The organism is Hansschlegelia plantiphila (genome assembly GCF_027922265.1).
GTDB lineage: Bacteria > Pseudomonadota > Alphaproteobacteria > Rhizobiales > Methylopilaceae > Methylopila > Methylopila plantiphila.
Map to the genome: position 1 here is coordinate 575307 of NZ_BSFI01000008.1, position 22602 is coordinate 597908.

A 22602-nucleotide genomic window follows, 5' to 3' on the forward strand; every position below is an offset into this window, starting at 1 on the left:
CATCGCCCTCGCGCTGACGCCGTCGCGGGACGCGTCAGGAGGCGACCGGCTCGGGCGCCCGCCGGTCCCGCTTGTCGCGCTTCGGGAAGCTCGGCAGTTCGCCGATCGCGCGCGCCTTCTCAAACTTCTTCGTCACCCGGTCGCGCTTCAGCCGCGAGATGTGGTCGATGAACAGCACGCCGTTCAGATGGTCGATCTCGTGCTGGATGCAGACCGCGAGCAGCCCCTCGGCCTCGATCTCCTGCGGCTTGCCCTCGCGGTCGAGGGACCGCACGGTGACGCGGGCGGGACGCTCGACCTCCTCGAAATATTCCGGGATCGACAGGCAGCCCTCGTCGTAAACCTGAAGCTCTTCCGAGGCCTTCACGATCTCCGGATTGATGAAGACCAGCGGCTGCGGCTTCTCCTCGTCGCCTGCGAGGTCGATCGTGACGACGCGCTTGGCGACGCCGATCTGGATCGCGGCGAGGCCGATGCCCGACGAATCGTACATCGTGTCGAACATCGTCTGGACGAGAGCCTCCGTCTCCGGGTCGACGCGCTCGACGGGAGCGCTGACGAGCCGAAGCTTCGGGTCGGGCAGATAGACGAGCGGTGAGGCGGCCATGGCGTCTTGGAAAAGCGCTGAAAGGGCTGGAAACCCGCGGATAGGACCTTGCGCCGCCCGCGTCAACATGTTCTTTATTTGTTCCTTGTAAGCTCGGCGGCGTGATGGACCAGACGCTTTTCATCTTCTCGGGCCATGTCGTGACGGCCGGCGAAGCGCTGGCTGCGATCGGGGCGGCTGCGCTCGCCACGCTTCTCCTCGTGCTCCTCGTTCTCATGCGCTCCGGCGGCGCGCGTCGCGCCGAGGCCTACGACGCCGCGCTGCGCGCGGAGGAGGCGGAGCGGCGGCTTGCGGGGCTCGAACGGCTGCAGTCGGAGGCTATGGGGCGGCTTCAGGCCTTTTCCTCGGCGCTCGGGGCCCGGCAGTCGGATCTCGCGCGCGGCGTCGCCGAGCGTCTCGACGCCGTCGGGGCGCGGGTCGGCGACGGGCTCGCCGCCAGCGGTCAGGCGACCGCCGAGCAGCTCTCGAGGCTTGAGGCGCGGCTTGCGGTGATAGACGCCGCCGGCGCGCAGATCGGCGCGCTCGCAGGCCACGTCACCGATCTCAAGGCGATCCTCGGCAACAAGCCCGCGCGCGGCGCCTTCGGCCAGGGGCGGATGGAGGCGATCCTCAGGGACGCGTTGCCGCCCACGGGCTACACGTTCCAGGGGCAGCTCTCGACAGGGGTGAGGCCGGACGCGCTGATCCGCCTGCCCAGCGATTCCAGAGCGCTCGCGGTCGACGCCAAGTTTCCGCTCGAAGGCTTCGAGCGCCTTCGGGTCGCGGAGACGCCGGACGCCCTGAAGGCCGCCGAAACGCGGGTGCGCGCCGACGTCGGCAAGCACGTCTCGGACGTCGCCGCGAAGTACCTGATCGCCGGCGAGACGCAGGACGTCGCGCTGCTGTTCGTGCCCTCCGAGCAGATCCACGCCGAACTCGCGGAGCGCTTCGACGACGTGGTTGCGCGCGCGCATCGGCTGCGCGTGCTGATCGTCTCGCCCTCCCTGCTGATGCTCGCGGTCCAGGTGGTGCAAGGGCTCACCCGCGACGCCGCGATGCGCGACCAGGCGCATCTGCTGCAGGCCGAGGTCGGCCGCCTGCTGGATGATGTCCGCCGCATCGGCGAGCGCGTCGACAAGCTCAAGACCCATTTCGGCCAGGCGGTCGGCGACCTCGATCAGATCGGCGTCTCGGCCGAGAAGCTCGCCCGCCGGGGACTGAGGCTCGAGCAGCTTGAGCTCGGCGCGGGACCGGCGGTCGAGACCCTCCCCAATCCGCTCGGACGCGAGGCGGCGGAGTAGGGTCGGGGCGCTCGACGGCCGTTACGGCGACCGCGAGCTCTGCTCCCCGCGCGCATCGGCCACGGGCCGTGCGAAATGGCGGCGCGGCGCGCCGCGTGATACCCCGCCGCCCATGTCCACGCCCGCCGCAGATCCCGAAGTCATCGTCGAGGAAGTCCGCCCTGCGCCCGCCGCGGCGCCCTGGGCGGGCTATGCGCTTGCGGCGCTCGGCGCGATCTTCTTTTCGAGCAAGGGAATCCTGATCAAGTTCGCCTATGCCGAGCATGTCGACGCCGAGACGCTGCTGGCGCTCAGAATGGGTCTTTCGGTCCCGGTCTATGTCGCGATCGGGCTCGCGGCCGTCGCGCGGACCGGCCGGCCGGCGAACCTCGACCTCAGGAGTTTCGCGGCGGTGTTCGCGATCGGCCTGCTCGGATACTGGTTCGCAAGCTACGCCGACTTCCTCGGCCTCGCCTACATCTCCGCGCCGTTCGAGCGCCTGATCCTGTTCACCTACCCCCTGTTCACGGTGTTGCTTGGCGCGGCGTTCTTCGGGCAGCCGTTCCGACTGAGGGCGCTCGCCGCCTTCGGGCTGAGCTATGCGGGCCTCGCGCTGGTGTTCTCCAAGGACATGGAGGCGGCGGGCCTCGACGCGACGCGCATGGGCGCGGCCCTGGTGTTGGCCTCGGCCGTCGCCTTCGCGCTCTATCAGCTGCTCGCCAAGAGCCATATCGCCCGGCTCGGGCCAAAGCTCTTCACCTGCATCGCGATGTCGGCGGCCGCCGTCGGCGCGCTCGTGCAGTTCGCGCTGGTGCGGGACGTCGACGTGCTGTTCGGCCTGTCGGGCAAGGTGTGGATGTTCGCCGCGATGATCGCTGTGGTCGGCACCATCCTGCCGAGCTTCCTCCTGAGCGCGGCGCTCCACCGCATCTCGGCGCAGGCGAACGCCGCGATCGGCACCGTGAGCCCGGTCGCGACGCTGATCCTGGCCGCGACCTTCCTCGGCGAACGCGTGACGCCGGTCGACATGGCTGGCACGGCTCTGGTGCTGGCCGGAGTCGGCTGGTTCACGCTGAGCGAGCAGCGGCGCTAGCCCTCGCGCCGCTCCAGCGAACGGGCTGTGCGGAGCTGCGGGAACCACCAGGCCCAGAGACCCGACACCGCCATCGCGCCGACGCCGCCGGCGACGATCGCCGGCATCACGCCGATGACGGCGGCCATCGATCCCGCCCGGAACTCGCCGAGCTCGTTGGACGCGCCGACGAACATCATGTTCACCGCGTTCACCCGGCCGCGCACCTCGTCCGGCGTCCAGAGCTGCAGCAAGGTCTCCCGGATCGTGACGCTGACCATGTCTGCGGCGCCCATGACCGCGAGCGCCCCGATCGACAGCCACAACGTTGTCGACAGGCCGAAGACGGCGGTCGCGAGCCCGAACAGCCCGACGCAGGCGAACATGATGCGCCCGGCATGGTCGCGGATCGGAACGACGGACAGCGCGAGCGCCATCGCGATCGCGCCGATTCCCGGCGCCGCCCGCAACAGGCCGAGGCCCCAGGGGCCGACGTCGAGCACGTCGCGGGCGACCGCTGGCATCAGCCCCATCGCGCCGCCGAGCAGCACCGCGAACAGGTCGAGCGTGATCGCGCCCATCACCACCTTTTCGCGTAACACGTAGGCGAAGCCGGCCGCGAGCGTGCGCCAGCTTGAATCGAGCGCGCGCCTGACCTGCGTCACGCGGATCAGCAGCGAGAGCGTGGTGGCGAGGGCGAGCAGCGCCGCGGCCGCGGCATAGGCGACGGGCGCGCCGAGGCCGTAGAGCAGGCCGCCCGCCACCGGGCCGACGATCGACGCGAACTGCCAGGCGGACGAGGCCCACGTCACGGCGTTCGCGAGGGCCTGCGGCGGGACCAGGCTCGGCACGATCGCCGAACTCGCCGGCCCGAAGAACGCCCGCGCCACGCCGAAGACGAACAGCACGCAGAAGATCGGCAGCGTCGAGAGCGGCCCCGTCCAGGCCAGCGCCACCAGAATCAGCGCGCCGACCCCCTCGACGGCGCAGCACGCGGCCATGATCGCCCGGCGCGGAAAGCGGTCTGCGGCGGGGCCGGTCACGAGCACCAGCGCGAAGGCCGGCAGGAACTGCACGAGGCCGACCAGCCCGAGGTCGAACGGGTCGCGCGTGAGGTCGTAGACCTGCCATCCCACGGCGACGGAGACGATCTGCACCGCGAAGGTCGATGAGAGCCGCGCCGCCCAGAACAGCACGAAGTTGCGGTGGCGGAACGCGATCGGCGAGACGGGAACCCCGCTCGCCTGCGCCGGCGCGTCCGGCCCGATGATGGTCATGAACTGCTGAGCCTTAACCTCTGAGCGGCCCGCTTAGCCGTTTCCGCCGCGCACTGTCGAGCGTTAGGCTGCGGAATGCGGGCGGGAGCCCTAACAACGCGCGCTCACGCGCCGACGAGAAGCTCGAGCTTTTCCTTGGAGAATTCGATGAACATGCGCGTTCGGGGCGGCAATCGACGGCCGGGCCGATAGACGATCGACAGATGCAGCGGCGCGATGGTCGATGCCGGCAGGACGGGCGACAGTCGGCCGTGCGAGAGGTCGTCATGGACCTGGAACGCCGGAAGGAGGCCGATCCCAAGTCCAGCCAGCGCAGCCTGATGCGCCAGAGCGCTGCTGTTGCTTTTGAAACGCCCTTCGACGCGGACCGTCAGCCCGTCGACGCTCCAGGTCACCGGATCCCTGTCGTAGCCGTATCCGATCAGCTCATGGCCGGAGAGATCCTCCGCCCGTGCCGCCGGCCCGCGCTCGGCTAGATATGAAGGCGCGGCGACCAGCACGCGGGTGATGTCGCAGATCCGGCGCTGGATGAGATGATCCTCCGCGACATGACCGATCCGGAAGGCGGCGTCGAGCCCTTCCTCGATCATGCTCCCATGCCAGTCGGACATCAGGAGTTCGACCTGAAGCAGGGGATATCTCTCGTAGAGCTCCCCCAGCAAGGTGCGCGAGATGAACAGGCCGAGCGCAGTGGTCACGCCGACGCGCACGAGGCCCTCCGGCGCGTCCCTGCGTTTCGCGAGGTCGGCTTCCGCCAGCGCGATATCCTCCAGGATCAGCCTGGCGTGGCCGAGAAGTCGCTCGCCCTCTTCTGTAAGCGTGATCATCCGGGTCGATCTTTGTAGCAAGCGGGACCCGAAATACTTCTCAAGAGCGTCGATCCGGCGCGCGATAGTGGTGTGGGTCGCGCCGAATTCTGTCGCCACGCTTGAAAAGCTACGACATTCGGCTACGCGGATGAAGGTCCGCAGCGAAACTCTGAGCTCGCTCATTTGTGCAGGGTACGCACATCTGATGTGCTGCGCCACCGTATTGCGCGCGCGGCTGCCGGCTCGCAGATAGCCTCGATGCTCTGGGCGGCTCGCATTCTGCAGAGAGATGATGTCCGTCCGCCTCGGGTTCAGGTCGATCGAACGGGATCGGCCTCGGTCACGGCGCCGAAGGCGCGCACGGAAGGCATGACGATGTTCGCGACGACGAATCCCTATACGGGCGAAGTTCTGAAGACGTTCGAGTTCTCGACGGTGGAAGAGATCAAGCAGGCGATCGATGACGCCGACAGGGCCTTCCAGGGCTGGCGGAGGACATCCTTCGCGGAACGGGCCGCGGTGATGCGGAAGGCGGCCGACATCCTCCGGAGGGACGCCGACAAATACGCGCCGATCCTCACCTTGGAGATGGGCAAGCTGATCGGAGAGGCCCGCGCCGAGGTGGAGCTTTCGGCGGCGATATTCGACTATTACGCCGCGAACGCCGAGAAGCTGCTCGAGAGCGAGAACCTGCCGGTCGCCGATCCCGTCGAGGGTCGGGCGATTCTGGTCCACGAGCCGCTCGGCGTTCTGCTCGCCATCGAGCCTTGGAACTTTCCCTACTACCAGATCGCGCGGATCATCGCGCCGCAGCTGTCGGCCGGAAATACGGTGCTGCTGAAGCACGCCGCCAATGTCCCGCAGTGCGCGGCAGCGTTCGAGGCGCTGATGCTGGAGGCGGGGCTTCCGCGACACGCCTTCATCAGCCTCTACGCCAAGCATGAGCACGTCGATCTGATCCTGAGCGATCCCAAGGTCCACGGCGTCGCGCTGACCGGATCCGAGGCGGCGGGCGCCGCGGTCGCGTCCGCGGCGGGCAAGGCGCTCAAGAAGTCCACGATGGAGCTGGGCGGCGCCGACGCCTTCGTCGTCCTCAAGGACGCCGACCTCGAGAAGACCGTCAAATGGGCGGTGTTCGGCCGGCACTGGAACGGCGGTCAGGTCTGCGTGTCGTCCAAGCGGATGATCGTGGCGGATGAGATCTACGACGCCTTCGCGGAGAAATACGGCGAGGGCGTAGCCGCCCTGCGGATGGGCGATCCGCTCGATTCCGCGACCACGCTCGCGCCGCTCGCCTCGCAGAAGGCCGCCGACGACATCAAGAACATGATCGCCAAGGCGGTGGAGCATGGCGCGACCGCGACGCCCGTCGGGCCCGCGGCGCCCAACCGCGGGGCCTTCGTGCAGCCCACCATCCTCACCGACGTCGATGAGAACAATCCCGCGCGGCACTGGGAGTTCTTCGGCCCGGTCTCAATGCTGTTCCGCGCCAAGGACGAGGACGACGCGGTGAGGCTCGCCAACGATTCGCCCTTCGGCCTCGGCGGCTCGGTGTTCACGAGCGATCCGAAGCACGGCGCCGAGGTCGCGCGGCGCATCACGACCGGTATGGTGTTCGTGAACCATCCCACGATGGTGAAGGCGGACCTGCCGTTTGGCGGCGTGAAGCGGTCAGGCTACGGCCGGGAGCTGCTGGGCCTCGGGATCAAGGAGTTCGTCAACCACAAGCTCATCGACGTCGTCGACATCGACGCGCCGTTCTGAGCGCTCGGCCGGGCTCGCGCCCGGCCCCCCGGTTCACGCCATTGGGCGAGCCCGCGACCCGACGGCGCCGCGCCGTCGGCGGTTTCGCCACCGGCCGCATCGAGCCCGCGAGCCCGCGAAGATAGCCGTGGAGTCCCCTGGGGTGCGCCGGTCTCGGCGCCCGCAAAACTCGCGGGTCCGCCGCCGGCCGCGCAGCCGACGGCTGCGATGCGCATGACGATCTCTGCGGCGTCGACGGAATTGTTGGAAAACTGGCGCGCCCGAAAGGATTCGAACCTCTGACCCCCAGATTCGTAGTCTGGTGCTCTATCCAGCTGAGCTACGGGCGCGCAGAGCGTCCGCGAGCTTGGGGCCCGCGGCGGAGGCGACGTGTTAGCCGCTCGGGGAACGCTTTGCAAGTCTCGCCGGCGCGGCCCCGGTCAGGCGCGGGCGCGCTCCCGGGCGCGGGCGCGCAGGTCAATCGGGCGGTCGGGGATGGTGATCCGGAAGGTCGCGCCCATCGTGCCCTCGACCAGGCCGATCGAGCCGCCGTGGGCGCGCACCAGTTCGGCGGCGATGGCGAGGCCGAGGCCGGAGCCGCCGGCCCTGGTCGAGCCCTGGAACGGCTCGAACATGTGCTCGCGGGCCTTCGCCGGCAGACCTGGGCCGGTGTCGGAGACCTCGATCACGACGACCGCGCCCTCCCGCCGACCGGAGATCCGGATCTGGTCGCGCGTCGGGTCCGGACGCCCGCGGGTCTCGAAGGCCTGGGCTGCGTTGCGGCCGAGGTTGAGCAGCACGCGGAACAGCTGGTCGGGGTCAGCGTCGACGACCAGTCCACGCTCGACCGCCGGCTGGAAGCCGATCTCCCCCGCTCCGTCGGCGAGACCCAGCGCGGTGCGGACGTCCTCGACGATGTCGGCGAGCGGCGCCATGCGCCGCGTCGGCGGCGTCTCCTGCGCCGCGCCGTAGGACAGCGTCGACTGGCAGAAGCTTATCGCCCGGTCGAGCGTCGCGATCAGCTTCGGCGCGAGCTTCTGCACGGTCGGGTCGGCGACGGTCCCGAGCCGGTCGGACATCAGCTGGGCGGCGGCGAGCAGGTTGCGGAGATCGTGGTTGATCTTGCTGACCGCGAGCCCGAGCGCCGCGAGTCGCGACTTCTGCTGCAACTGGCCGTGGAGCTCGCTCTGCAGGCGCTCGAGCTCCGCCTCGGCGACGCCGATCTCATCGGTGCGGCCGGAGGCGACGACGATGCGGCTCGAATCCTCCGGCGCCTCCGCGAAGCCCACCATGGTCGCCGTCAGCCGGCGGACGGGGCGCACGATGATGAGGTCGAGCGCGAGATAGACCAGCGTGGCGGTGGCGAGCGAGATCGCGAGCGCGACCAGCAGCACGTTGACGGAGAAGGCGAGCATCGCCTTCCTCAGGGCGGTCTCCTCGACCACGATCTCGATCGAGTCTCCAGGGTCGTCGGCCTCGGCGATGACGCGCGCCAGCCGCTTGTCGCCGCGCAGCAGCGTGTCGAAGGCGTCGAGCGCCGCCATCGCGCCGGCCGGCTCGCGCCTGTCGATGGTGACGGCGACCTCAGGCGGCATGTCGCTGACAGCGAGCAGGCGGCGCGCCTCGCCGGACTTGATGACGAGCGCCCGGGCGCCGATGCTGCGCAGCAGCTTGCGGGCGAGCGGCTCGGCGACCGTGCCGTCGGGGGCCGCGTCGAGCGCGAGCGCGGCCGTGCGCGCGCGGTTCATCTGGTCGTCGATGAAATTCAGCCGGAAGTTCGCGACCGACGGCACGAAGATCATGATTTCCGAGACCATGACGAACAGCACGGTCAGCGCGAGCAGCTTGCCGGAAAGCCCAAGGCGTCCGGGAGGGGCGGCGGGGGTTGTCGGGTCTGTCATGGTCTGGTCGGCGCGCGATCGACGCGTTCGCGCGGACGGTGATGATGCGGCGGCGGGGCCGCTTCGTCAAACGCAGTGACTCGCGCTCACGGGAACGCGTCGTTGACTTGAAGCGGCGGCCTCCCGTATAAGCCGCGGCGTGATCGCGCCCGCGTCCAACGCGGGCTTTTTCGTTTTGGCCGCGCCACAGGCCGCTCGCCCGAGAGGCGCGCGCTTGGCGGTTCGGTGACCGGAGACTGCTCCCGTGAAACGGACCTACCAGCCCAGCAAGCTTGTCCGCAAGCGCCGCCACGGCTTCCGCGCCCGCATGGCGACCGTCGGCGGCCGCAAGGTCATCGCGAACCGCCGCGCCAAGGGCCGCAAGAAGCTGAGCGCCTGACGCAGCGGTCTTCAAGGCTTCGGGCCGATGCCGGCTGAACCTTTCCGGCTCGACACGCTTCGCCTGAGACGCGACTTTCTCGCCGCCTCGCGCGACGGGGTGAAGATCGGCGGGCCGATCATCGGACTGCAGATGCGCGACCGCGGCGCGCCGGAGACGCCGGCCCGGGTCGGGTTCACCGCCACCAAGCGGGTCGGCGGCGCAGTCGAGCGGAACCGCATGAAGCGGAGGCTGCGCGCGGCCGCCCGGTCCGCGCTCGCCGAGGTTGCGAGGCCAGGCTGCGACTATGTCGTGATCGCGCGCCGCGCGGTGCTCGACGCCGCTTTCGACCGTATCCTGCGTGATCTGAGGGAGGCTGCGAAGCGCGCCCACGGCCGCGAGAAACGCACAAGCCCGGCTCCCGCCGGTTCCCCCTCGGCGCCGATCGACGGGCGCGAAAGCGGACGATGATGGACAACCGCAACACCATTCTCGCTGTCGTTCTGTCCGTCGTCATCCTCTTCGGCTGGCAATATTTCTTCGCCCGCCCGCAGATCGAGGCGCAGCGCCAGAGCCAGGCGACCCAGCAGGCTCTCACTGAAAACAAGGCCGGCGCTCCCGCATCGGGCGCCGCCGCCCCGCAGCCCGGCGCCCCCGTCGGCGCTCCCTCGGACGCCGCCAAGTCGCGCGACGACGCGCTGAAGGCGACCCCCCGCCTCGTGATCGACAGCGAGCGGCTGCACGGCTCCATCGCGCTTGTCGGCGGCCGCATCGACGACGTGTCGCTGAAGGATTATCGCGAGACCGTCGACCCGAAGAGCCCCGAGATCGTGCTGTTCGCGCCGCTCGACAGCCCGCAGCCCTATTACGCCGAGTTCGGCTTCGTGAACGCGCCGGGCGGCGCGGTGAAGCTTCCGGACGCCACGACCGAGTGGAAGGCCGAGAGCCAGGGCGCCCTGACCAGCGCCAGTCCGGTCACGCTGACCTGGGACAACGGCCAGGGCCTGACCTTCCGCCGCACGATCGCGATCGACGGCGACTACATGTTCACGATCAAGGACAGCGTCGCGAACGGCGGCGCGGCGGCGGCCACGCTCTTCCCCTATGCGCTGATCTCGCGGCACGGCGAGCCGCACGTCTCCGGCTACTACATCCTGCATGAGGGCCTGATCGGGGTCATCGGCGACGAGGGCCTGGAGGAGCTCACCTACAAGAAGATCACCGAGGGTCCGCGCACCTTCAAGGCGACCGGCGGCTGGCTCGGGATCACCGACAAGTATTGGGCGGCGGCGCTCGTGCCCCCGCAGGACAAGCCCTACGCGGCGCGCTTCGCCTCGACCACTGACGGCGGCAAGGCCTACCAGACCGACTACCTGCTCGATCCGCTCACCGTCGCGCCCGGCGCGACCGTTGAGACGTCGGGCCGCCTGTTCGCCGGCGCCAAGCAGGTCGCGGTGGTCGACCGCTACGAGACCCAGGGCGGCGTGAAGAAGTTCGAGCTGCTGATCGACTGGGGCTGGTTCCACTTCATCACGCGGCCGATGTTCTACGCGCTCGACTTCTTCTACAAGCTCGTGGGCAATTTCGGCGTCTCGATCCTGATCGTGACGGTGCTGGTGAAGCTGCTGTTCTTCCCGCTCGCCAACAAATCCTACGTCTCGATGTCGAAGATGAAGCTGGTGCAGCCCGAGATGGCGCGCCTGCGCGAGCGCTACAAGGACGACAAGGCCAAGCAGCAGCAGGAGCTCATGGAGCTCTACAAGCGGGAGAAGATCAACCCGCTGGCCGGCTGCCTGCCGGTGGTGGTGCAGATCCCGGTGTTCTTCTCGCTCTACAAGGTGCTGTTCATCACCATCGAAATGCGGCACGCGCCGTTCTTCGGCTGGATCCATGACCTTGCCGCGCCCGATCCGACGACCCTGTTCAACCTGTTCGGCCTGCTGCCCTATGATCCGGGCGCCGTGCCGGTGATCGGCCATTTCCTGCTGATCGGCGTCTGGCCGCTGATCATGGGCGTGACGATGTTCCTGCAGATGCGCCTGAACCCGGCGCCCGCCGATCCCGCCCAGCAGGTGGTGTTCACCTGGATGCCGCTGTTCTTCACCTTCCTGCTGGCCTCGTTCCCGGCCGGTCTCGTGATTTACTGGTCGTGGAACAACACGCTGTCGATCATCCAGCAATCCATCATCATGAAGCGCCAAGGCGTGAAGGTGGATCTGCTCGGCAACATCCGCGAGACGTTCCGGCGAAAGCCGAGCGACCCCGCGAAGACCTGACGGGGCGGGCTTAACGCCCGTCAGCCCGGCGGCTGCGACGCGGACGGCCGGGATCGCGCGCCGCGAGCGGCGCCCTATCCTGACGACGATCCCGGATCCAAGCGGCGCGCCGCTTCGTCCGGGACGACGCTGCACTGAGCCATGGAGAGCAGCGTGATGGACGCCCCTGAAGACGATCCCTTCCCCGAGATCGGCCGCAAGCTGTTTGCGGGGCCGTGCGACTTCGTGATGGGCGCGGCGAGGCTGGAGCAGCTCCCGGCGATGGACCGGCTGGAGATCGCCTTCGCGGGCCGCTCCAACGTCGGCAAGTCGAGCCTCGTCAACGCGCTCACCGGCCGCAAGACGCTCGCCAAGACCTCGAACACGCCCGGCCGCACCCAGCAGCTCAATTATTTCACGCTGGGGTCGGAGGCCTACATGGTCGACATGCCGGGCTATGGCTACGCGCAGGCGCCGGTCGAATCCGTGCGGACCTGGACCTCGCTTGTGCGGGCCTACCTGCGCGGCCGCGCGAGCCTCGCCCGCGTCTTTCTGCTCATCGATGCGCGCCACGGGATCAAAGCCGTCGACAACGACGCCTTGGACCTGCTGGACAGCGCGGCGACGTCCTATCAGGTCGTGCTGACCAAGATCGACCAGGTGAAGCTGGCCGATCAGCCTGCGCGGCTCGCCGAAACGGCCGCGGCCCTGTCGCGCAGGCCCGCGGCGTTCCCGGTCATTCTCCAGACGTCGAGCCGTGAGGGCCTCGGTCTGGCTGAGTTCCGCGCCGCCGTCGCCCGCCTGATCGACGAGCGGCGCTGACGCGTATTCGTCGCGCCCGCGCCTGCGGAAGACGCGGGCGCGACTGTGCCGCTATGCTCGTCGGAACAGCCCGATGATCAGCAGCAGCACGACCGCGCCGATGGTCGCGCCCACGATCGCTCCGAGCAGCCCGCCGCCGACGAAGATGCCGAGCTTGGCGAGCAGCCAGGTGCCGATGAAGGCGCCGATGATGCCGACGATGATGTTGCCGATGATGCCGAAGCCGTAGCCGCGCACGATCAGGCCGGCGAGCCAGCCGGCGACGCCGCCGATGATGAGCACGGCAAGGATGCCGAAGCCTGCGAAGGGTTCCATTCGTTACGCCTTAGATCGGTTGAGGCGGCCGATTCCGCCTCGTGGGAGCGTAGATAACGCGCTTGCGGCTGACGGCCATGCCGCGCCGCACCATCCGGCCTTCGTCGCATTGCGCGGTCTGAAACGGGCCCTTACTCCAGAACGGAACAGCGTCCACCCTTCGAAGAGAGCGCCCCGTCATGTCCTCGAGCGCCGACCGCAAAGACCTCTACGACCTCGGCGAGATGCCTCCGCTCGGCCATGTGCCGGCGAAGATGCACGCCTGGGTCGTCCGCAAGGAGCGTCACGGGCCCCCGGAAAGCGCAAACGAGCTCGAGGTGGTGCCGACCTGGGAGATCGGCGACGACGAGGTGCTGGTCTACGTCATGGCGGCGGGCGTGAACTACAACCACGTCTGGGCGTCGCTCGGCGAGCCGATATCGCCGATCGACGTTCACAAGCTGCCAATCCATATCGGCGGCTCCGACGCCTCCGGGATCGTCTGGGCGACGGGCAAGAAGGTGAAGCGCTGGAAGGTCGGCGACGAGGTCGTCATCCACTGCAATCAGGACGACGGCGACGACGAGGAGTGCAACGGCGGCGACCCGATGTTCTCGTCCTCCCAGCGGATCTGGGGCTACGAGACGCCGGACGGCTCGTTCGCGCAGTTCTGCCGCGTCCAGTCGCGCCAGCTGATGCCGCGGCCGAAGCACCTCACCTGGGAGGAGGCGGCCTGCTACACGCTCACCCTCGCCACCGCCTACCGCATGCTGTTCGGCCACCAGCCGCACCAGCTGAAGCCCTCCGACAACGTGCTGGTCTGGGGCGCCTCGGGCGGCCTGGGCGTGTTCGCTGTCCAGCTGATCGCGGCGTCCGGCGCGAACGCGATCGGCGTGATCTCGGACGAGACCAAGCGCGACTATGTGCTGGGCCTGGGCGCCAAGGGCGTCATCAACCGCAAGGATTTCGACTGCTGGGGCCAGATGCCCAAGGTCAATTCGCCGGAATACAACACCTGGGTGAAGTCGGCGCGCGCCTTCGGCAAGGCGATCTGGGAGATCACCGGCAAGGGCGTCGACGTCGACATGGTGTTCGAGCATCCGGGCGAGGCGACCTTCCCGGTGTCCTGCCTGGTGGTGAAGCGCGGCGGCATGGTGGTGTTCTGCGCCGGAACGTCGGGCTTCAACATCACCTTCGACGCCCGCTACGTCTGGATGCGGCAGAAGCGCATCCAGGGCTCGCACTTCGCCCATCTGAAGCAGGCCTCGGCCGCGAACCGGTTCGTGATCGACCGCCGCGTCGACCCCTGCATGTCGGAGGTGTTCGCCTTCAACGATGTCCCGAAGGCCCACACCAAGATGTGGAAGAACCAGCACGCCCCCGGCAACATGGCGGTGCTCGTCAACGCGCCGCGCGCCGGCCTCCGCACGGTCGAGGACGTCATCGAGGCCTATGCGGCGTCGAAGACCTCGGCTGCCGCCTGAGCTGAGGCGCAGGGTTCACGCGAACCCGCCGGGTTCGGGAGACGGGGTTTCGGCTGCGGGGTGTTCCTTCCCGCGCCGAAACCCTCTAGGAGCAGGCGCGACGAAGCCGCCTGGACCTGACCTCGATGACCCGCGCAGACCTCACTCCCGCCCGCCTCCCGCGCGGCTTCGCCGACCGCGGAGCGGACGAACTCGCCGCCACCCGCGAGATGGCCGAGGCGATCCGCAGGACTTACGAGCTCTGGGGCTTCGAGGGGATCGAGACGCCGTTCTTCGAATACACCGACGCGCTCGGCAAGTTCCTGCCCGACCAGGACCGCCCGAACGCCGGCGTGTTCTCGCTCAAGGACGACGACGAGCAGTGGCTGTCGCTGCGCTACGACCTGACCGCCCCGCTGGCCCGCCACGTCGCCGAGAACTTTCAGCGGCTCGCCAAGCCCTACCGCAGCTACCGCTTCGGCCCGGTCTTCCGCAACGAGAAGCCCGGCCCCGGCCGCTTCCGTCAGTTCCTGCAGTTCGACGCCGACATCGTCGGGGCGGGAAGCGTCTCCGCCGACGCCGAGATGTGCATGATGATGGCCGACACGCTGGAGGCCGTCGGCGTCAAGCGCGGCGACTACGTCATCAAGGTCAATAACCGCAAGATCCTCGACGGCGTGATGGAGGCGATCGGCCTCGGCGGCGACGACAACGCCGGCCGGCGCCTCACCGTGCTGCGCGCGATAGACAAGCTTGACCGCCTGGGGCCGGAGGGCGTGCGCGCGCTGCTCGGCGCCGGGCGCAAGGACGACAGCGGCGACTTCACGAAAGGCGCAGGACTCGATGACGAGGCGTCCTCGCGCGTGCTTTCGATCCTGAGAGCGAAGGCGGAAAGCAACCTCCACACGGCGCGGAAGCTTTTCGAGGAATTCGCCTCGACAGAAGCCGGGCAGGAGGGCGCGCGCGAACTCTCGGCTATCGCGACGCTGGTGGAGCAGGCCGGCTATGACGGCCGCGTCGTGATCGATCCCTCGGTCGTCCGCGGCCTCGAATACTACACCGGCCCGGTCTATGAGGCCGAGCTCACCTTCACGGTCAGCGACGAAAAGGGCCAGCCGATCCAGTTCGGTTCAGTGGGCGGCGGCGGGCGCTATGACGGGCTTGTCGGCCGCTTCATGGCGGAGAACACGCCTGCGACCGGCTTCTCGATCGGCGTCTCCCGTCTGCTCGCGGCGCTCCGCGCGCTTCAGGGTCCGGAGGCGCCGCGTCCGCTCGGTCCCGTGGTCGTTCTGGTGCTCGACCGCGACCAGATCGGCCGCTCGATGGCGCAGGCCGCGACGCTGCGCGCAGCCGGAATTTCGGCCGAGGTCTATCTTGGCGCCTCGGGCATGAAGGCGCAGATGAAATACGCCGACCGGCGGAAAAGCCCCTGCGTCGTCATCCAGGGCTCGGACGAGCGCGACAAAAGCGAGGTCACGCTCAAGGATCTAATAGCCGGCTCAGCAGCGGCCGCGGCCATCACCGATCGCGCGGAATGGACCGAAAGCCGGCCGGCGCAGGTGACGGTTGCGGAAGAACGTCTGGTCGAGCAAGTCCGGGCGATCTTGTCGCGGCACGAGTAGGTCGAAACACGAAGCACGGCGCCCGCAGTCGCTTGACGCCGCATCCCCAGCCCCCGCACCGTCCGCCCCATGGTCGCGATCAAAGCTTCAGCCGTCGACGCCTTCCTCTCGCGGCCGCAAGCCGACGCCTACGCCGTGCTGCTCTACGGGCCGGACGCCGGCCTCGTCGCCGAGCGCGCGGCGAAGCTCGCGGCGCGGGCGGTCGAGAATTCCGACGATCCCTTCGCGCTCATTCGGCTCGACGGCGACGAGCTCGCCGGCGACCCCGGCCGCTTGGCGGACGAGGCCCGAACCATCGCGCTGTTCGGCGGCAAGCGGGCGATCCGGGTGCGCGTCGGCGGCCGGGCGATCGTCTCGGCCGTCGAGGCGCTGCTCTCGGGACCGCCGCCGGAATCGCTGACCGTGATCGAGGCCGGCGACCTCAAGAAGAACGCCCCGTTGCGCGCGCTGTGCGAAAAGCACGCCCACGCCGCGGCGCTTCCCTGCTACGCCGATGAGGCGGCCGGCCGCGAACGCCTGATCGACGAGGAAATGCGCGCGGCGAACCTCACGATCTCACCCGACGCGCGGTCGCTGCTCTCGGCCCATCTCTCCGCCGATCGCCTGGCTGCGCGCGAGGAGGTGAAGAAGCTTTGCCTCTATGCGATGGGCGCGGGCCGGATCGAGCCGGACGACATCGTCGCGGTGATCGCCGATGCGGGCGAGGTCGGCATGGACGAGGCGGTCGACGCCGCCTTTTCCGGTCGCGCCGCCGACACGGCGGCCGCGCTCCGCTCGCTCCGCACGGGGGGCACGCCGACCTCCGTGGTGCTGATGGCGGCGCTGCGCCACGCGCTTGCGCTTCACAAGATGCGCGGCGACTTCGACGGCGGACGGTCGGCCCGTTCCGTGGTCGAAAGCGCCGGCGGCGCGATCCACTTCCGCCGCAAGGAGTCTTTTGAGCGCGCGCTCTCGCGCTGGACGTCGCAGCGCCTGATCGAGGCGGTGACCCGCCTCGCCGACGCCGTCACTCTGTCGCGCAAGTCCGCCGCGATCGGCGAAGCGGCGTCGGAGCGCGCCCTGCTCGCGATCGCAAGCGAGGCCGCGCGGGCGGGTCGATAGCACGTCGCCGGCTAAGACGACGGCGCGGTTCCCGTAAAAGTTGTATTTTTGAGCGTTTTCGCGACTCTTTCAGAGAGTCGCTGGCGGCGTTTTCGCGAAGCGCCTGGACGATCGGACGTCCAGCGGGGAAATCGTCTCTGCGGGGCCCTGAAGCCTTCTGGCCGGGTGAGGTGTGTTCGCGAGGGCCGGGGACCAGCAGGAAGGCGTTTGACGGCTCGAGCGGCAGCGATCTCGCCCCCAACCCGTCATTCCGACCGCGCCAATCTAAATTCAGGTCGCGACTATGGATTCCGGCATTTCGCTTCGCTTCAGCCAGAATGACGGCGGCCTAGATAACGCGCTTGATCTCAGCCCCGTAGGCGGCGAAGCACCAGTTCGAGCTGGTCGAGCGAGGCGAAGCGGATCGAGAGATCGCCGCCGGTCCCGCGCGGGGTCAGCGTCACCTCGAGGCCGAGCGCCTCTCCAAGCTCTGTCTCCAGCGCGCGGATGTCGGCGTCCTTCTCGACCGGCGCCTTTCGCGGTCGGCCGAGGCTCTTCACTTCGGGCGCGCGCGCCATCGCCTCGACGTCGCGCACGGAGAGGCCGCGCGCCACCACCTTGTCGGCGACGGAGGCGGGGTCCGGCAACGAGAGCAAAGCGCGGGCATGGCCGGCGGTGAGCGCCCCCGCCGCGACGTGGTTCTTCACCGCGTCCGGAAGCTTCAGCAGGCGCAGCGTGTTGGCGATATGACTGCGGCTCTTGCCGATGACGCGCGAGAGATCCTCCTGCGTGTAGGAGAACTGCGCGACGAGTTGCTCGTAGCCCGCCGCTTCGTCGATGGCGTTGAGATCGGCGCGCTGCACGTTCTCGACGATCGCGATCTCCAGCGCCTCGCGCTCGGTGACGTCGAGCACCACGATCGGAGCGTCGTGCACGCCTGCCCGCTGCGCCGCCCGCCAGCGGCGCTCGCCGGCGATGATCTCGTAAGCCTCCCCCTCGCCTGGAACGCGGCGAACGAGGATCGGCTGGATCACGCCCTTCTCGCGCACCGAGGAGGTGAGCTCCTCCAGGTCCTCCTCGCGGAACGAGCGGCGCGGGTTCGCCTTGCTCGGCCGGAGATGGGCGATCGCCGCGCGGCGCTGCGGCCTCGCGCGCTCCATCACCGACGATTCCTCGCCGACGTCCCCGATCAGCGCGGCCAGCCCGCGGCCCAGTCGCGAGCGCTGCGGCTCATCCATGGTCTGCTCCTTCCGGGTCGCGCTCATGCCGCTCTCAACAGGCGTTCGCGCTGGATGACCTCCGAGGCGAGCTTAAGATAGGCTTGGGAGCCCTGGCATTTGAAGTCATAGAGCAGCACCGGCTTGCCGTAGGAGGGCGCCTCCGAGACCCGCACGTTTCGGGGGATCATGGTCTCATAGACCTTGTCGCCCATGAACTGGCGGACGTCGGCGACCACCTGGCCGGAGAGGTTGTTGCGCGGGTCGAACATCGTCAGCACGACGCCGTGGATGGCGAGCTTCGGATTGAGCGTCGTGCGCACCTGCTCGACGGTGCGGAGCAGCTGGCTGAGGCCTTCCAGCGCGAAGAACTCGCACTGCAGCGGCACCACGATGGCGTGGGCCGCGGCCATCGCGTTGATCGTGAGCAGGTTGAGCGAAGGCGGGCAGTCGACCAGCACATAGGTGAAGCGCGGCTCACCCCCGGCGTGATGGAGCGCAGCCACCGCCTCGCGCAGCCTGAACACGCGATCCTTCTCGGATGCGATCTCCAACTCGACGCCGAGCAGGTCCATCGTCGACGGCGCCACATAGAGGCGCGGCACGGCGGTTTCGTGCACCGCCTCGCGAAGTGTGGCGTCGCCGACCAGGACGTCATAGGTCGAGAGCTTGCGCGCCTTGCGGTCGATGCCGAGCCCGGTGGAGGCGTTTCCCTGCGGATCGAGATCGACGATCAGCACGGTTTCGCCGATGGCGGCCAGCGCCGTGCCGAGGTTGATCGCGGTCGTCGTCTTGCCCACGCCGCCCTTCTGGTTGGCGAGCGTCAGCACGCGGGGCGCGCCGGGGGGGAAGGCTGAGGAGAGCATAGCGGTCGACTCCGTCGCGTCCTCGCGCGAAATCATGCCTACCGTGGGCCGTCGAAACCGTCGATCCGCACGATGCGCGCCTCGGCGTCCGTCAGACTCGGGTGAAGCGAGGCGTTGAATCTCCAGCATTCCCGCGCCGCGGTCAATTCGGCTTCGACCTCGCGACCCTTGGGGAACAGACCAACTGCGCCGGTTTTCAACAGCGGACTGGCGTGGCCAAGCAGTTCCGACAGCGAGGACAGCGCGCGGGCGCTGACGATGTCGGCGGTTTCGATCGCCTTTCCGACCACCGCGTCGGCGCGGGCGGCGTGGATGACGGCGCCAACGCCCATCGCTCGAGACGCCTCGCGCAGGAACGCCGCTTTCTTGACGTTGCTCTCGACGAGATGCACGGACGTCCCGGGCAGCGCCGCCGCGACCACCAGGCCCGGGAAGCCCGCCCCGGAACCGAGATCGACCCAGACATCTGGTTTTGTCGGGGCGAGAGCCAGAAGCTGAAAGCTATCTGCGACGTGGCGGGTCCAGACGAAGGGCAGGCTGGCGGGCGCGACCAGATTCATCGTCGCCTGCCAGCGGTCGAGCATGAAGACGAGCTGGTCGAGCCGCGCCAATGTTTCACGTGAAACATTGATCACTTTCCGCGCGGCGGCGCGGTCGGCTGTGCGATCCGGCGTCACGCCGAAGCCCGACGTACGCGCGAGGACAGCAGGGCGAGCGCGGCGGGCGTCATGCCCTCGATCCGGCCTGCCTGTCCAAGCGTGCGCGGAGAAACCCGCGACAGCTTCTCCGACAGTTCGGCCGAAAGACCTGCGATCGCGCGATAGTCGATGTCGCGGGGCAGCGTCGCTTCTTCCTCCGCGCGGTGACGGCGGATGTCGGCCTCCTGGCGGTCGAGATAGACCGCATAGGACGCCTCGATCTCCATCTGCGCGAAGGTCATGTGGTCGATCGTAGCCAGTTCTGGCCACAGGCGGATGACCTCGTCGCGCCCGACCGAGGGAAGGGCGAGAAGGTCGAAGGCGCTGCGCCGCCGGCCGTCGCGGTTTACCGCGATCCCGGCGCGCCCCGCCTCGGTCGGCGTGACTGAAAGCGAACGGGCGAGCGCCTCGGCGGCCCGCAGCCTGCCGGCTTTGCGCCGGAAGGCGGCGGCGCGCTCCGGGCCGACGCAGCCCAGCGCCTCGCCGCGCTCGGTCAGCCGGAGATCGGCGTTGTCGGCCCTCAGCGACAACCGGTATTCGGCGCGCGAGGTGAACATGCGGTAGGGCTCCGTGACGCCGCGCGTGACGAGGTCGTCGACCATCACGCCGAGGTAGGCCTCCGCCCGGTCGATGACGACGACGTCGCCGCCGCCCGCCCGCCGCGCGGCGTTGAGGCCGGCGAGCAGCCCCTGTGCGCCCGCCTCCTCATAGCCGGTGGTGCCGTTGATCTGGCCGGCGAGGAACAAGCCGCGGAGCTTCTTGAGCTCCAGCGTCGGATCGAGTTCCCGCGGGTCGACGTGATCGTATTCGATGGCGTAGCCCGGCCGCAGGATTTCGGCGCGCTCCAGCCCAGGCATCGTCCGGACGAGCGCTCGTTGCACCTCCTCCGGAAGCGAGGTCGAGATTCCATTCGGATAGATCGTCGGGTCGTCGAGGCCCTCCGGCTCCAGAAAGATCTGGTGGCTGTCGCGGTCGCCGAAGCGGACGACCTTGTCCTCGATCGACGGACAGTAGCGCGGGCCGCGGCTCGCGATCTGGCCGGAATACATCGGCGAGCGATCGATGTTCCGTCGGATGACGTCGTGCGTCTCGGCCGTGGTGCGGGTGACGTGACAGCAGACCTGTCGGGTCGTGATGGCGTCCGTCAGCGTCGAGAAAGGCTCGGGCGGGGCGTCGCCCGGCTGCTCCTCCAGCGCCGCGAAATCGATGGTGCGGCCGTCGAGCCTGGGCGGGGTGCCCGTCTTCAGCCGTCCGAGCGTCAGACCGAGCGCCTCGAGCCGTTTTGACAGGCCGAGCGCCGGCGCCTCGCCCGCGCGGCCGGCGGGGACTGTCCGCTCGCCAATATGGATCAGTCCGCGCAGGAAGGTCCCGGTCGTCAGCACGACCGCGCGGGCGCCAAGGCGGCGTCCGTCGCCCAGAATGACGCCGGCGACCGCGCCTCCATCGACCGAGAGGTCGTCGACCTCGCCCTCCACGATCGTCAGCCCCGCCTGAGCGGCCAGCGCGGCCTTGATTGCGGCAGCGTACAGACCGCGGTCCTGTTGCGCGCGCGGGCCGCGAACGGCCGGACCCTTGCTGCGGTTCAGCACGCGGAACTGGATGCCGCCCGCGTCGGCGCAGCAGCCCATCAGCCCGTCGAGCGCGTCGATCTCACGGACGAGATGGCCCTTGCCGAGCCCGCCGATCGCCGGATTGCACGACATCGCCCCGACGGTCGCTGCGCTGTGGGTGACCAGCGCCGTCCGCGCGCCAATCCGCGCCGCCGCCGCCGCCGCCTCGCAGCCCGCATGGCCCCCGCCGACGACGATGACGTCGAAGTTTCCATCGAAGGCGGAAAGGTTGCTCATAGCGGGTGCTTAGGGCGACTTCGCCGGGCGCGCAATGTTTCACGTGAAACAGCGTCTGCGGCGTGGCTATCCGCTCACTTTCCGATGCAGAATGAGGCGAACAGCTTGTCGAGAACGTCCTCGACGCCGACGCGGCCCGTGATGCGGCCGAGCTCTTCCGCGGCTCGGCGCAGGAGTTCGGCGACGATTTCGTCGGCGAGGTCGTCCCAACCGGACAGGCACCGGTCGAGCGACGCGACGGCGGTTCGCAGCGCGTCTCGGTGCCGCGCGCGCGTCACCCCCACATCCTCCGACGACAGCGCGTCCCGCGCCGCCGCGGCGATCGCTGAGATCAGGACGTCCAAGCCCGCCCCGGTCCTCGCGGAGATCCTGTGATCTGTGTCGGCGAAAGGCTGGTCCGCGAGGTCGATCTTGTTAGTCACCCGCCACACCGTCCCGCCGACCTCCGGCTCGGCCCTATCCGCTGGATCCTCCAGCCACAGAACAAGATCGGCGGCCGCCGCCTGCTGGCCTGCGCGCCGCACTCCCTCACGCTCGGCCGCGTCGCCGGCGTCGCGGATCCCCGCCGTGTCGACGAGGATGACCGGCAGGCCTTCGAGATCGAGATGAACCTCGATGACGTCGCGCGTCGTTCCGGGTTCGGCGGCGACGATCGCCGCCTCCCGCCGCGCCAGCGCATTCAGCAGCGACGACTTGCCGGCGTTCGACCGCCCGACGATCGCGACGCGGAACCCGTCGCGCAGGCGCTCGGCCCTTGTGTCGGCGAGGGCCGCGTTCATATCGCCTGCGAGCGTCGAAAGCTCGTCGCGCGCGAGGCTACGCGCATGCTCCGTGACCTCGCCCTCGTCGGAGAAGTCGATGCCGGCCTCGACCAGCGCCATCGCCGAGATCAGTTGCTCCCGCCAGCCTTCGATCCGCGCGGACAGCGCGCCGGACGACTGGAGCAGCGCCTGCCGCCGCTGGTTCTCGGTTTCCGCCGACAGCAGGTCGGCGAGGCCCTCCACCTCGGCGAGGTCCATGCGGCCGGACAGGAAGGCGCGGCGGGTGAACTCGCCGGGCTCCGCCATCCGCACGCCCTCGACCGAGAGCACGGCGTCGAGCGTCGCCGCAACGGTCGCGCGCCCGCCGTGTATCTGCAGCTCGCACAGATCCTCCCCCGTCGCGCTCGCAGGACCCGGCAGCCAGAGGGCGACGCCTTGGTCGACGACCTCCGAAGTCCGCGGGTGGCGCAACGCCCGGAACGAGGCGCGCCGCGGGGCCGGCCGCGCGCCCGCCAGAGCATCGAGCGTCGCGCCCGCTTGGGGGCCAGAGATGCGGATCACCGCGATCGCTGCTCGGCCCGGCGCGGTCGAGAGCGCGGCGATCGTGTCGCGGCCGCCGGACGCGCTAGATTGGTTCATAAAGAGTCCCCG

The 22602-nt window shown here is 69.1% G+C and carries 20 protein-coding genes and 1 tRNA gene; 10 read left to right on the plus strand and 11 right to left on the minus strand.

Annotated features, from left to right (window positions below):
* Positions 1-34 precede the first annotated feature (34 nt).
* Positions 35-607, minus strand: coding sequence for a peptide deformylase (def, locus tag PKE75_RS12515; RefSeq protein WP_271169056.1), 573 nt, complete (start codon positions 605-607; stop codon positions 35-37).
* A gap of 104 nt (positions 608-711) precedes the next feature.
* Here def and PKE75_RS12520 point away from each other — a divergent pair, with 104 nt between their 5' ends.
* Together PKE75_RS12520 and PKE75_RS12525 are read left to right on the plus strand one after the other, a co-directional pair.
* A complete protein-coding gene (locus tag PKE75_RS12520) occupies positions 712-1887 on the plus strand; it encodes a DNA recombination protein RmuC (protein WP_271169057.1) in 1176 nt (391 codons plus the stop codon).
* A gap of 112 nt (positions 1888-1999) precedes the next feature.
* Complete coding sequence (locus PKE75_RS12525) at positions 2000-2959, plus strand: DMT family transporter (RefSeq protein WP_271169058.1); 960 nt, start codon at positions 2000-2002, stop codon at positions 2957-2959.
* Here the strand turns inward: PKE75_RS12525 and PKE75_RS12530 are convergent.
* Entirely contained in the window at positions 2956-4215 is a 1260-nt protein-coding gene (locus tag PKE75_RS12530; RefSeq protein ID WP_271169059.1) for an MFS transporter, read from the minus strand. The genes PKE75_RS12525 and PKE75_RS12530 overlap by 4 nt on opposite strands.
* A gap of 104 nt (positions 4216-4319) precedes the next feature.
* Entirely contained in the window at positions 4320-5207 is an 888-nt protein-coding gene (locus PKE75_RS12535; RefSeq protein ID WP_271169060.1) for a LysR family transcriptional regulator, read from the minus strand.
* A 192-nt stretch (positions 5208-5399) separates the two neighbouring features.
* Between PKE75_RS12535 and PKE75_RS12540 the strand changes: the two genes are divergently transcribed.
* Positions 5400-6788, plus strand: a complete 1389-nt coding sequence (locus PKE75_RS12540) for an NAD-dependent succinate-semialdehyde dehydrogenase (RefSeq protein ID WP_428979137.1) — start codon at positions 5400-5402, stop codon at positions 6786-6788.
* Positions 6789-7040: 252 nt separating this feature from the next.
* Here the strand turns inward: PKE75_RS12540 and PKE75_RS12545 are convergent.
* A tRNA-Arg gene (locus PKE75_RS12545) sits at positions 7041-7117 on the minus strand.
* A gap of 90 nt (positions 7118-7207) precedes the next feature.
* Positions 7208-8668, minus strand: a complete 1461-nt coding sequence (locus PKE75_RS12550; protein WP_271169062.1) for a sensor histidine kinase — start codon at positions 8666-8668, stop codon at positions 7208-7210.
* A gap of 244 nt (positions 8669-8912) precedes the next feature.
* Between PKE75_RS12550 and rpmH the strand changes: the two genes are divergently transcribed.
* The 4 genes from rpmH (at position 8913) to yihA (ending at position 12103) form a co-directional block, all read left to right on the plus strand.
* Positions 8913-9047, plus strand: coding sequence for a 50S ribosomal protein L34 (rpmH, locus tag PKE75_RS12555; protein ID WP_271169063.1), 135 nt, complete (start codon positions 8913-8915; stop codon positions 9045-9047).
* Between the two features lie 27 nt (positions 9048-9074).
* Positions 9075-9497: a ribonuclease P protein component gene (rnpA, locus tag PKE75_RS12560; protein ID WP_271169064.1), complete on the plus strand. Its 423-nt coding sequence runs from the start codon at positions 9075-9077 to the stop codon at positions 9495-9497.
* On the plus strand, positions 9494-11302 hold the full coding sequence (gene yidC / locus PKE75_RS12565) for a membrane protein insertase YidC (protein WP_271169065.1): 1809 nt from the start codon (positions 9494-9496) through the stop codon (positions 11300-11302). Before rnpA ends, yidC begins: the two co-directional genes overlap by 4 nt.
* A 156-nt stretch (positions 11303-11458) precedes the next feature.
* The gene (yihA, locus tag PKE75_RS12570; RefSeq protein ID WP_271169066.1) at positions 11459-12103 is read left to right on the plus strand and encodes a ribosome biogenesis GTP-binding protein YihA/YsxC; all 645 of its coding nucleotides are present in this window, start codon (positions 11459-11461) and stop codon (positions 12101-12103) included.
* 51 nt (positions 12104-12154) lie between these two features.
* Here yihA and PKE75_RS12575 read toward each other — a convergent pair whose 3' ends face one another.
* Complete coding sequence (locus PKE75_RS12575; RefSeq protein ID WP_271169067.1) at positions 12155-12418, minus strand: GlsB/YeaQ/YmgE family stress response membrane protein; 264 nt, start codon at positions 12416-12418, stop codon at positions 12155-12157.
* A gap of 179 nt (positions 12419-12597) precedes the next feature.
* Here PKE75_RS12575 and ccrA point away from each other — a divergent pair, with 179 nt between their 5' ends.
* The 3 genes from ccrA (at position 12598) to holA (ending at position 16583) form a co-directional block, all read left to right on the plus strand.
* On the plus strand, positions 12598-13881 hold the full coding sequence (ccrA, locus tag PKE75_RS12580) for a crotonyl-CoA carboxylase/reductase (protein WP_271169068.1): 1284 nt from the start codon (positions 12598-12600) through the stop codon (positions 13879-13881).
* A gap of 125 nt (positions 13882-14006) precedes the next feature.
* On the plus strand, positions 14007-15482 hold the full coding sequence (hisS, locus tag PKE75_RS12585) for a histidine--tRNA ligase (protein ID WP_271169069.1): 1476 nt from the start codon (positions 14007-14009) through the stop codon (positions 15480-15482).
* 69 nt (positions 15483-15551) lie between these two features.
* Positions 15552-16583: a DNA polymerase III subunit delta gene (gene holA / locus PKE75_RS12590; RefSeq protein ID WP_271169070.1), complete on the plus strand. Its 1032-nt coding sequence runs from the start codon at positions 15552-15554 to the stop codon at positions 16581-16583.
* Between the two features lie 347 nt (positions 16584-16930).
* Here the strand turns inward: holA and PKE75_RS12595 are convergent, their stop codons facing one another.
* The 5 genes from PKE75_RS12595 to mnmE form a co-directional block, all read right to left on the minus strand.
* The gene (locus PKE75_RS12595; RefSeq protein WP_271169071.1) at positions 16931-17827 is read right to left on the minus strand and encodes a ParB/RepB/Spo0J family partition protein; all 897 of its coding nucleotides are present in this window, start codon (positions 17825-17827) and stop codon (positions 16931-16933) included.
* Positions 17824-18645 (minus strand): ParA family protein, encoded by an 822-nt coding sequence (locus PKE75_RS12600; protein WP_271169072.1) that lies wholly within the window; start codon positions 18643-18645, stop codon positions 17824-17826. The genes PKE75_RS12595 and PKE75_RS12600 overlap by 4 nt, the downstream gene beginning before the upstream one ends.
* Positions 18646-18683: 38 nt before the next feature.
* A complete protein-coding gene (rsmG, locus tag PKE75_RS12605) occupies positions 18684-19280 on the minus strand; it encodes a 16S rRNA (guanine(527)-N(7))-methyltransferase RsmG (protein ID WP_271169073.1) in 597 nt (198 codons plus the stop codon).
* 38 nt (positions 19281-19318) lie between these two features.
* On the minus strand, positions 19319-21190 hold the full coding sequence (mnmG, locus tag PKE75_RS12610) for a tRNA uridine-5-carboxymethylaminomethyl(34) synthesis enzyme MnmG (RefSeq protein WP_271169074.1): 1872 nt from the start codon (positions 21188-21190) through the stop codon (positions 19319-19321).
* A 74-nt stretch (positions 21191-21264) separates the two neighbouring features.
* On the minus strand, positions 21265-22590 hold the full coding sequence (mnmE, locus tag PKE75_RS12615; protein ID WP_271169075.1) for a tRNA uridine-5-carboxymethylaminomethyl(34) synthesis GTPase MnmE: 1326 nt from the start codon (positions 22588-22590) through the stop codon (positions 21265-21267).
* Positions 22591-22602: the final 12 nt, after the last annotated feature.

Excerpts from the sequence above, each read along its gene's own strand:
- def (WP_271169056.1), bottom strand. The coding sequence starts at position 607 with ATGGCCGCCTCACCGCTCGTCTATCTGCCCGACCCGAAGCTTCGGCTC.
- PKE75_RS12520 (WP_271169057.1), top strand. The coding sequence starts at position 712 with ATGGACCAGACGCTTTTCATCTTCTCGGGCCATGTCGTGACGGCCGGC.
- PKE75_RS12525 (WP_271169058.1), top strand. The coding sequence starts at position 2,000 with ATGTCCACGCCCGCCGCAGATCCCGAAGTCATCGTCGAGGAAGTCCGC.
- PKE75_RS12530 (WP_271169059.1), bottom strand. The coding sequence starts at position 4,215 with ATGACCATCATCGGGCCGGACGCGCCGGCGCAGGCGAGCGGGGTTCCC.
- PKE75_RS12535 (WP_271169060.1), bottom strand. The coding sequence starts at position 5,207 with ATGAGCGAGCTCAGAGTTTCGCTGCGGACCTTCATCCGCGTAGCCGAA.
- PKE75_RS12540 (WP_428979137.1), top strand. The coding sequence starts at position 5,400 with ATGTTCGCGACGACGAATCCCTATACGGGCGAAGTTCTGAAGACGTTC.
- PKE75_RS12550 (WP_271169062.1), bottom strand. The coding sequence starts at position 8,668 with ATGACAGACCCGACAACCCCCGCCGCCCCTCCCGGACGCCTTGGGCTT.
- rnpA (WP_271169064.1), top strand. The coding sequence starts at position 9,075 with ATGCCGGCTGAACCTTTCCGGCTCGACACGCTTCGCCTGAGACGCGAC.
- yidC (WP_271169065.1), top strand. The coding sequence starts at position 9,494 with ATGATGGACAACCGCAACACCATTCTCGCTGTCGTTCTGTCCGTCGTC.
- yihA (WP_271169066.1), top strand. The coding sequence starts at position 11,459 with ATGGACGCCCCTGAAGACGATCCCTTCCCCGAGATCGGCCGCAAGCTG.
- PKE75_RS12575 (WP_271169067.1), bottom strand. The coding sequence starts at position 12,418 with ATGGAACCCTTCGCAGGCTTCGGCATCCTTGCCGTGCTCATCATCGGC.
- ccrA (WP_271169068.1), top strand. The coding sequence starts at position 12,598 with ATGTCCTCGAGCGCCGACCGCAAAGACCTCTACGACCTCGGCGAGATG.
- hisS (WP_271169069.1), top strand. The coding sequence starts at position 14,007 with ATGACCCGCGCAGACCTCACTCCCGCCCGCCTCCCGCGCGGCTTCGCC.
- holA (WP_271169070.1), top strand. The coding sequence starts at position 15,552 with ATGGTCGCGATCAAAGCTTCAGCCGTCGACGCCTTCCTCTCGCGGCCG.
- PKE75_RS12595 (WP_271169071.1), bottom strand. The coding sequence starts at position 17,827 with ATGAGCGCGACCCGGAAGGAGCAGACCATGGATGAGCCGCAGCGCTCG.
- PKE75_RS12600 (WP_271169072.1), bottom strand. The coding sequence starts at position 18,645 with ATGCTCTCCTCAGCCTTCCCCCCCGGCGCGCCCCGCGTGCTGACGCTC.
- mnmG (WP_271169074.1), bottom strand. The coding sequence starts at position 21,190 with ATGAGCAACCTTTCCGCCTTCGATGGAAACTTCGACGTCATCGTCGTC.
- mnmE (WP_271169075.1), bottom strand. The coding sequence starts at position 22,590 with ATGAACCAATCTAGCGCGTCCGGCGGCCGCGACACGATCGCCGCGCTC.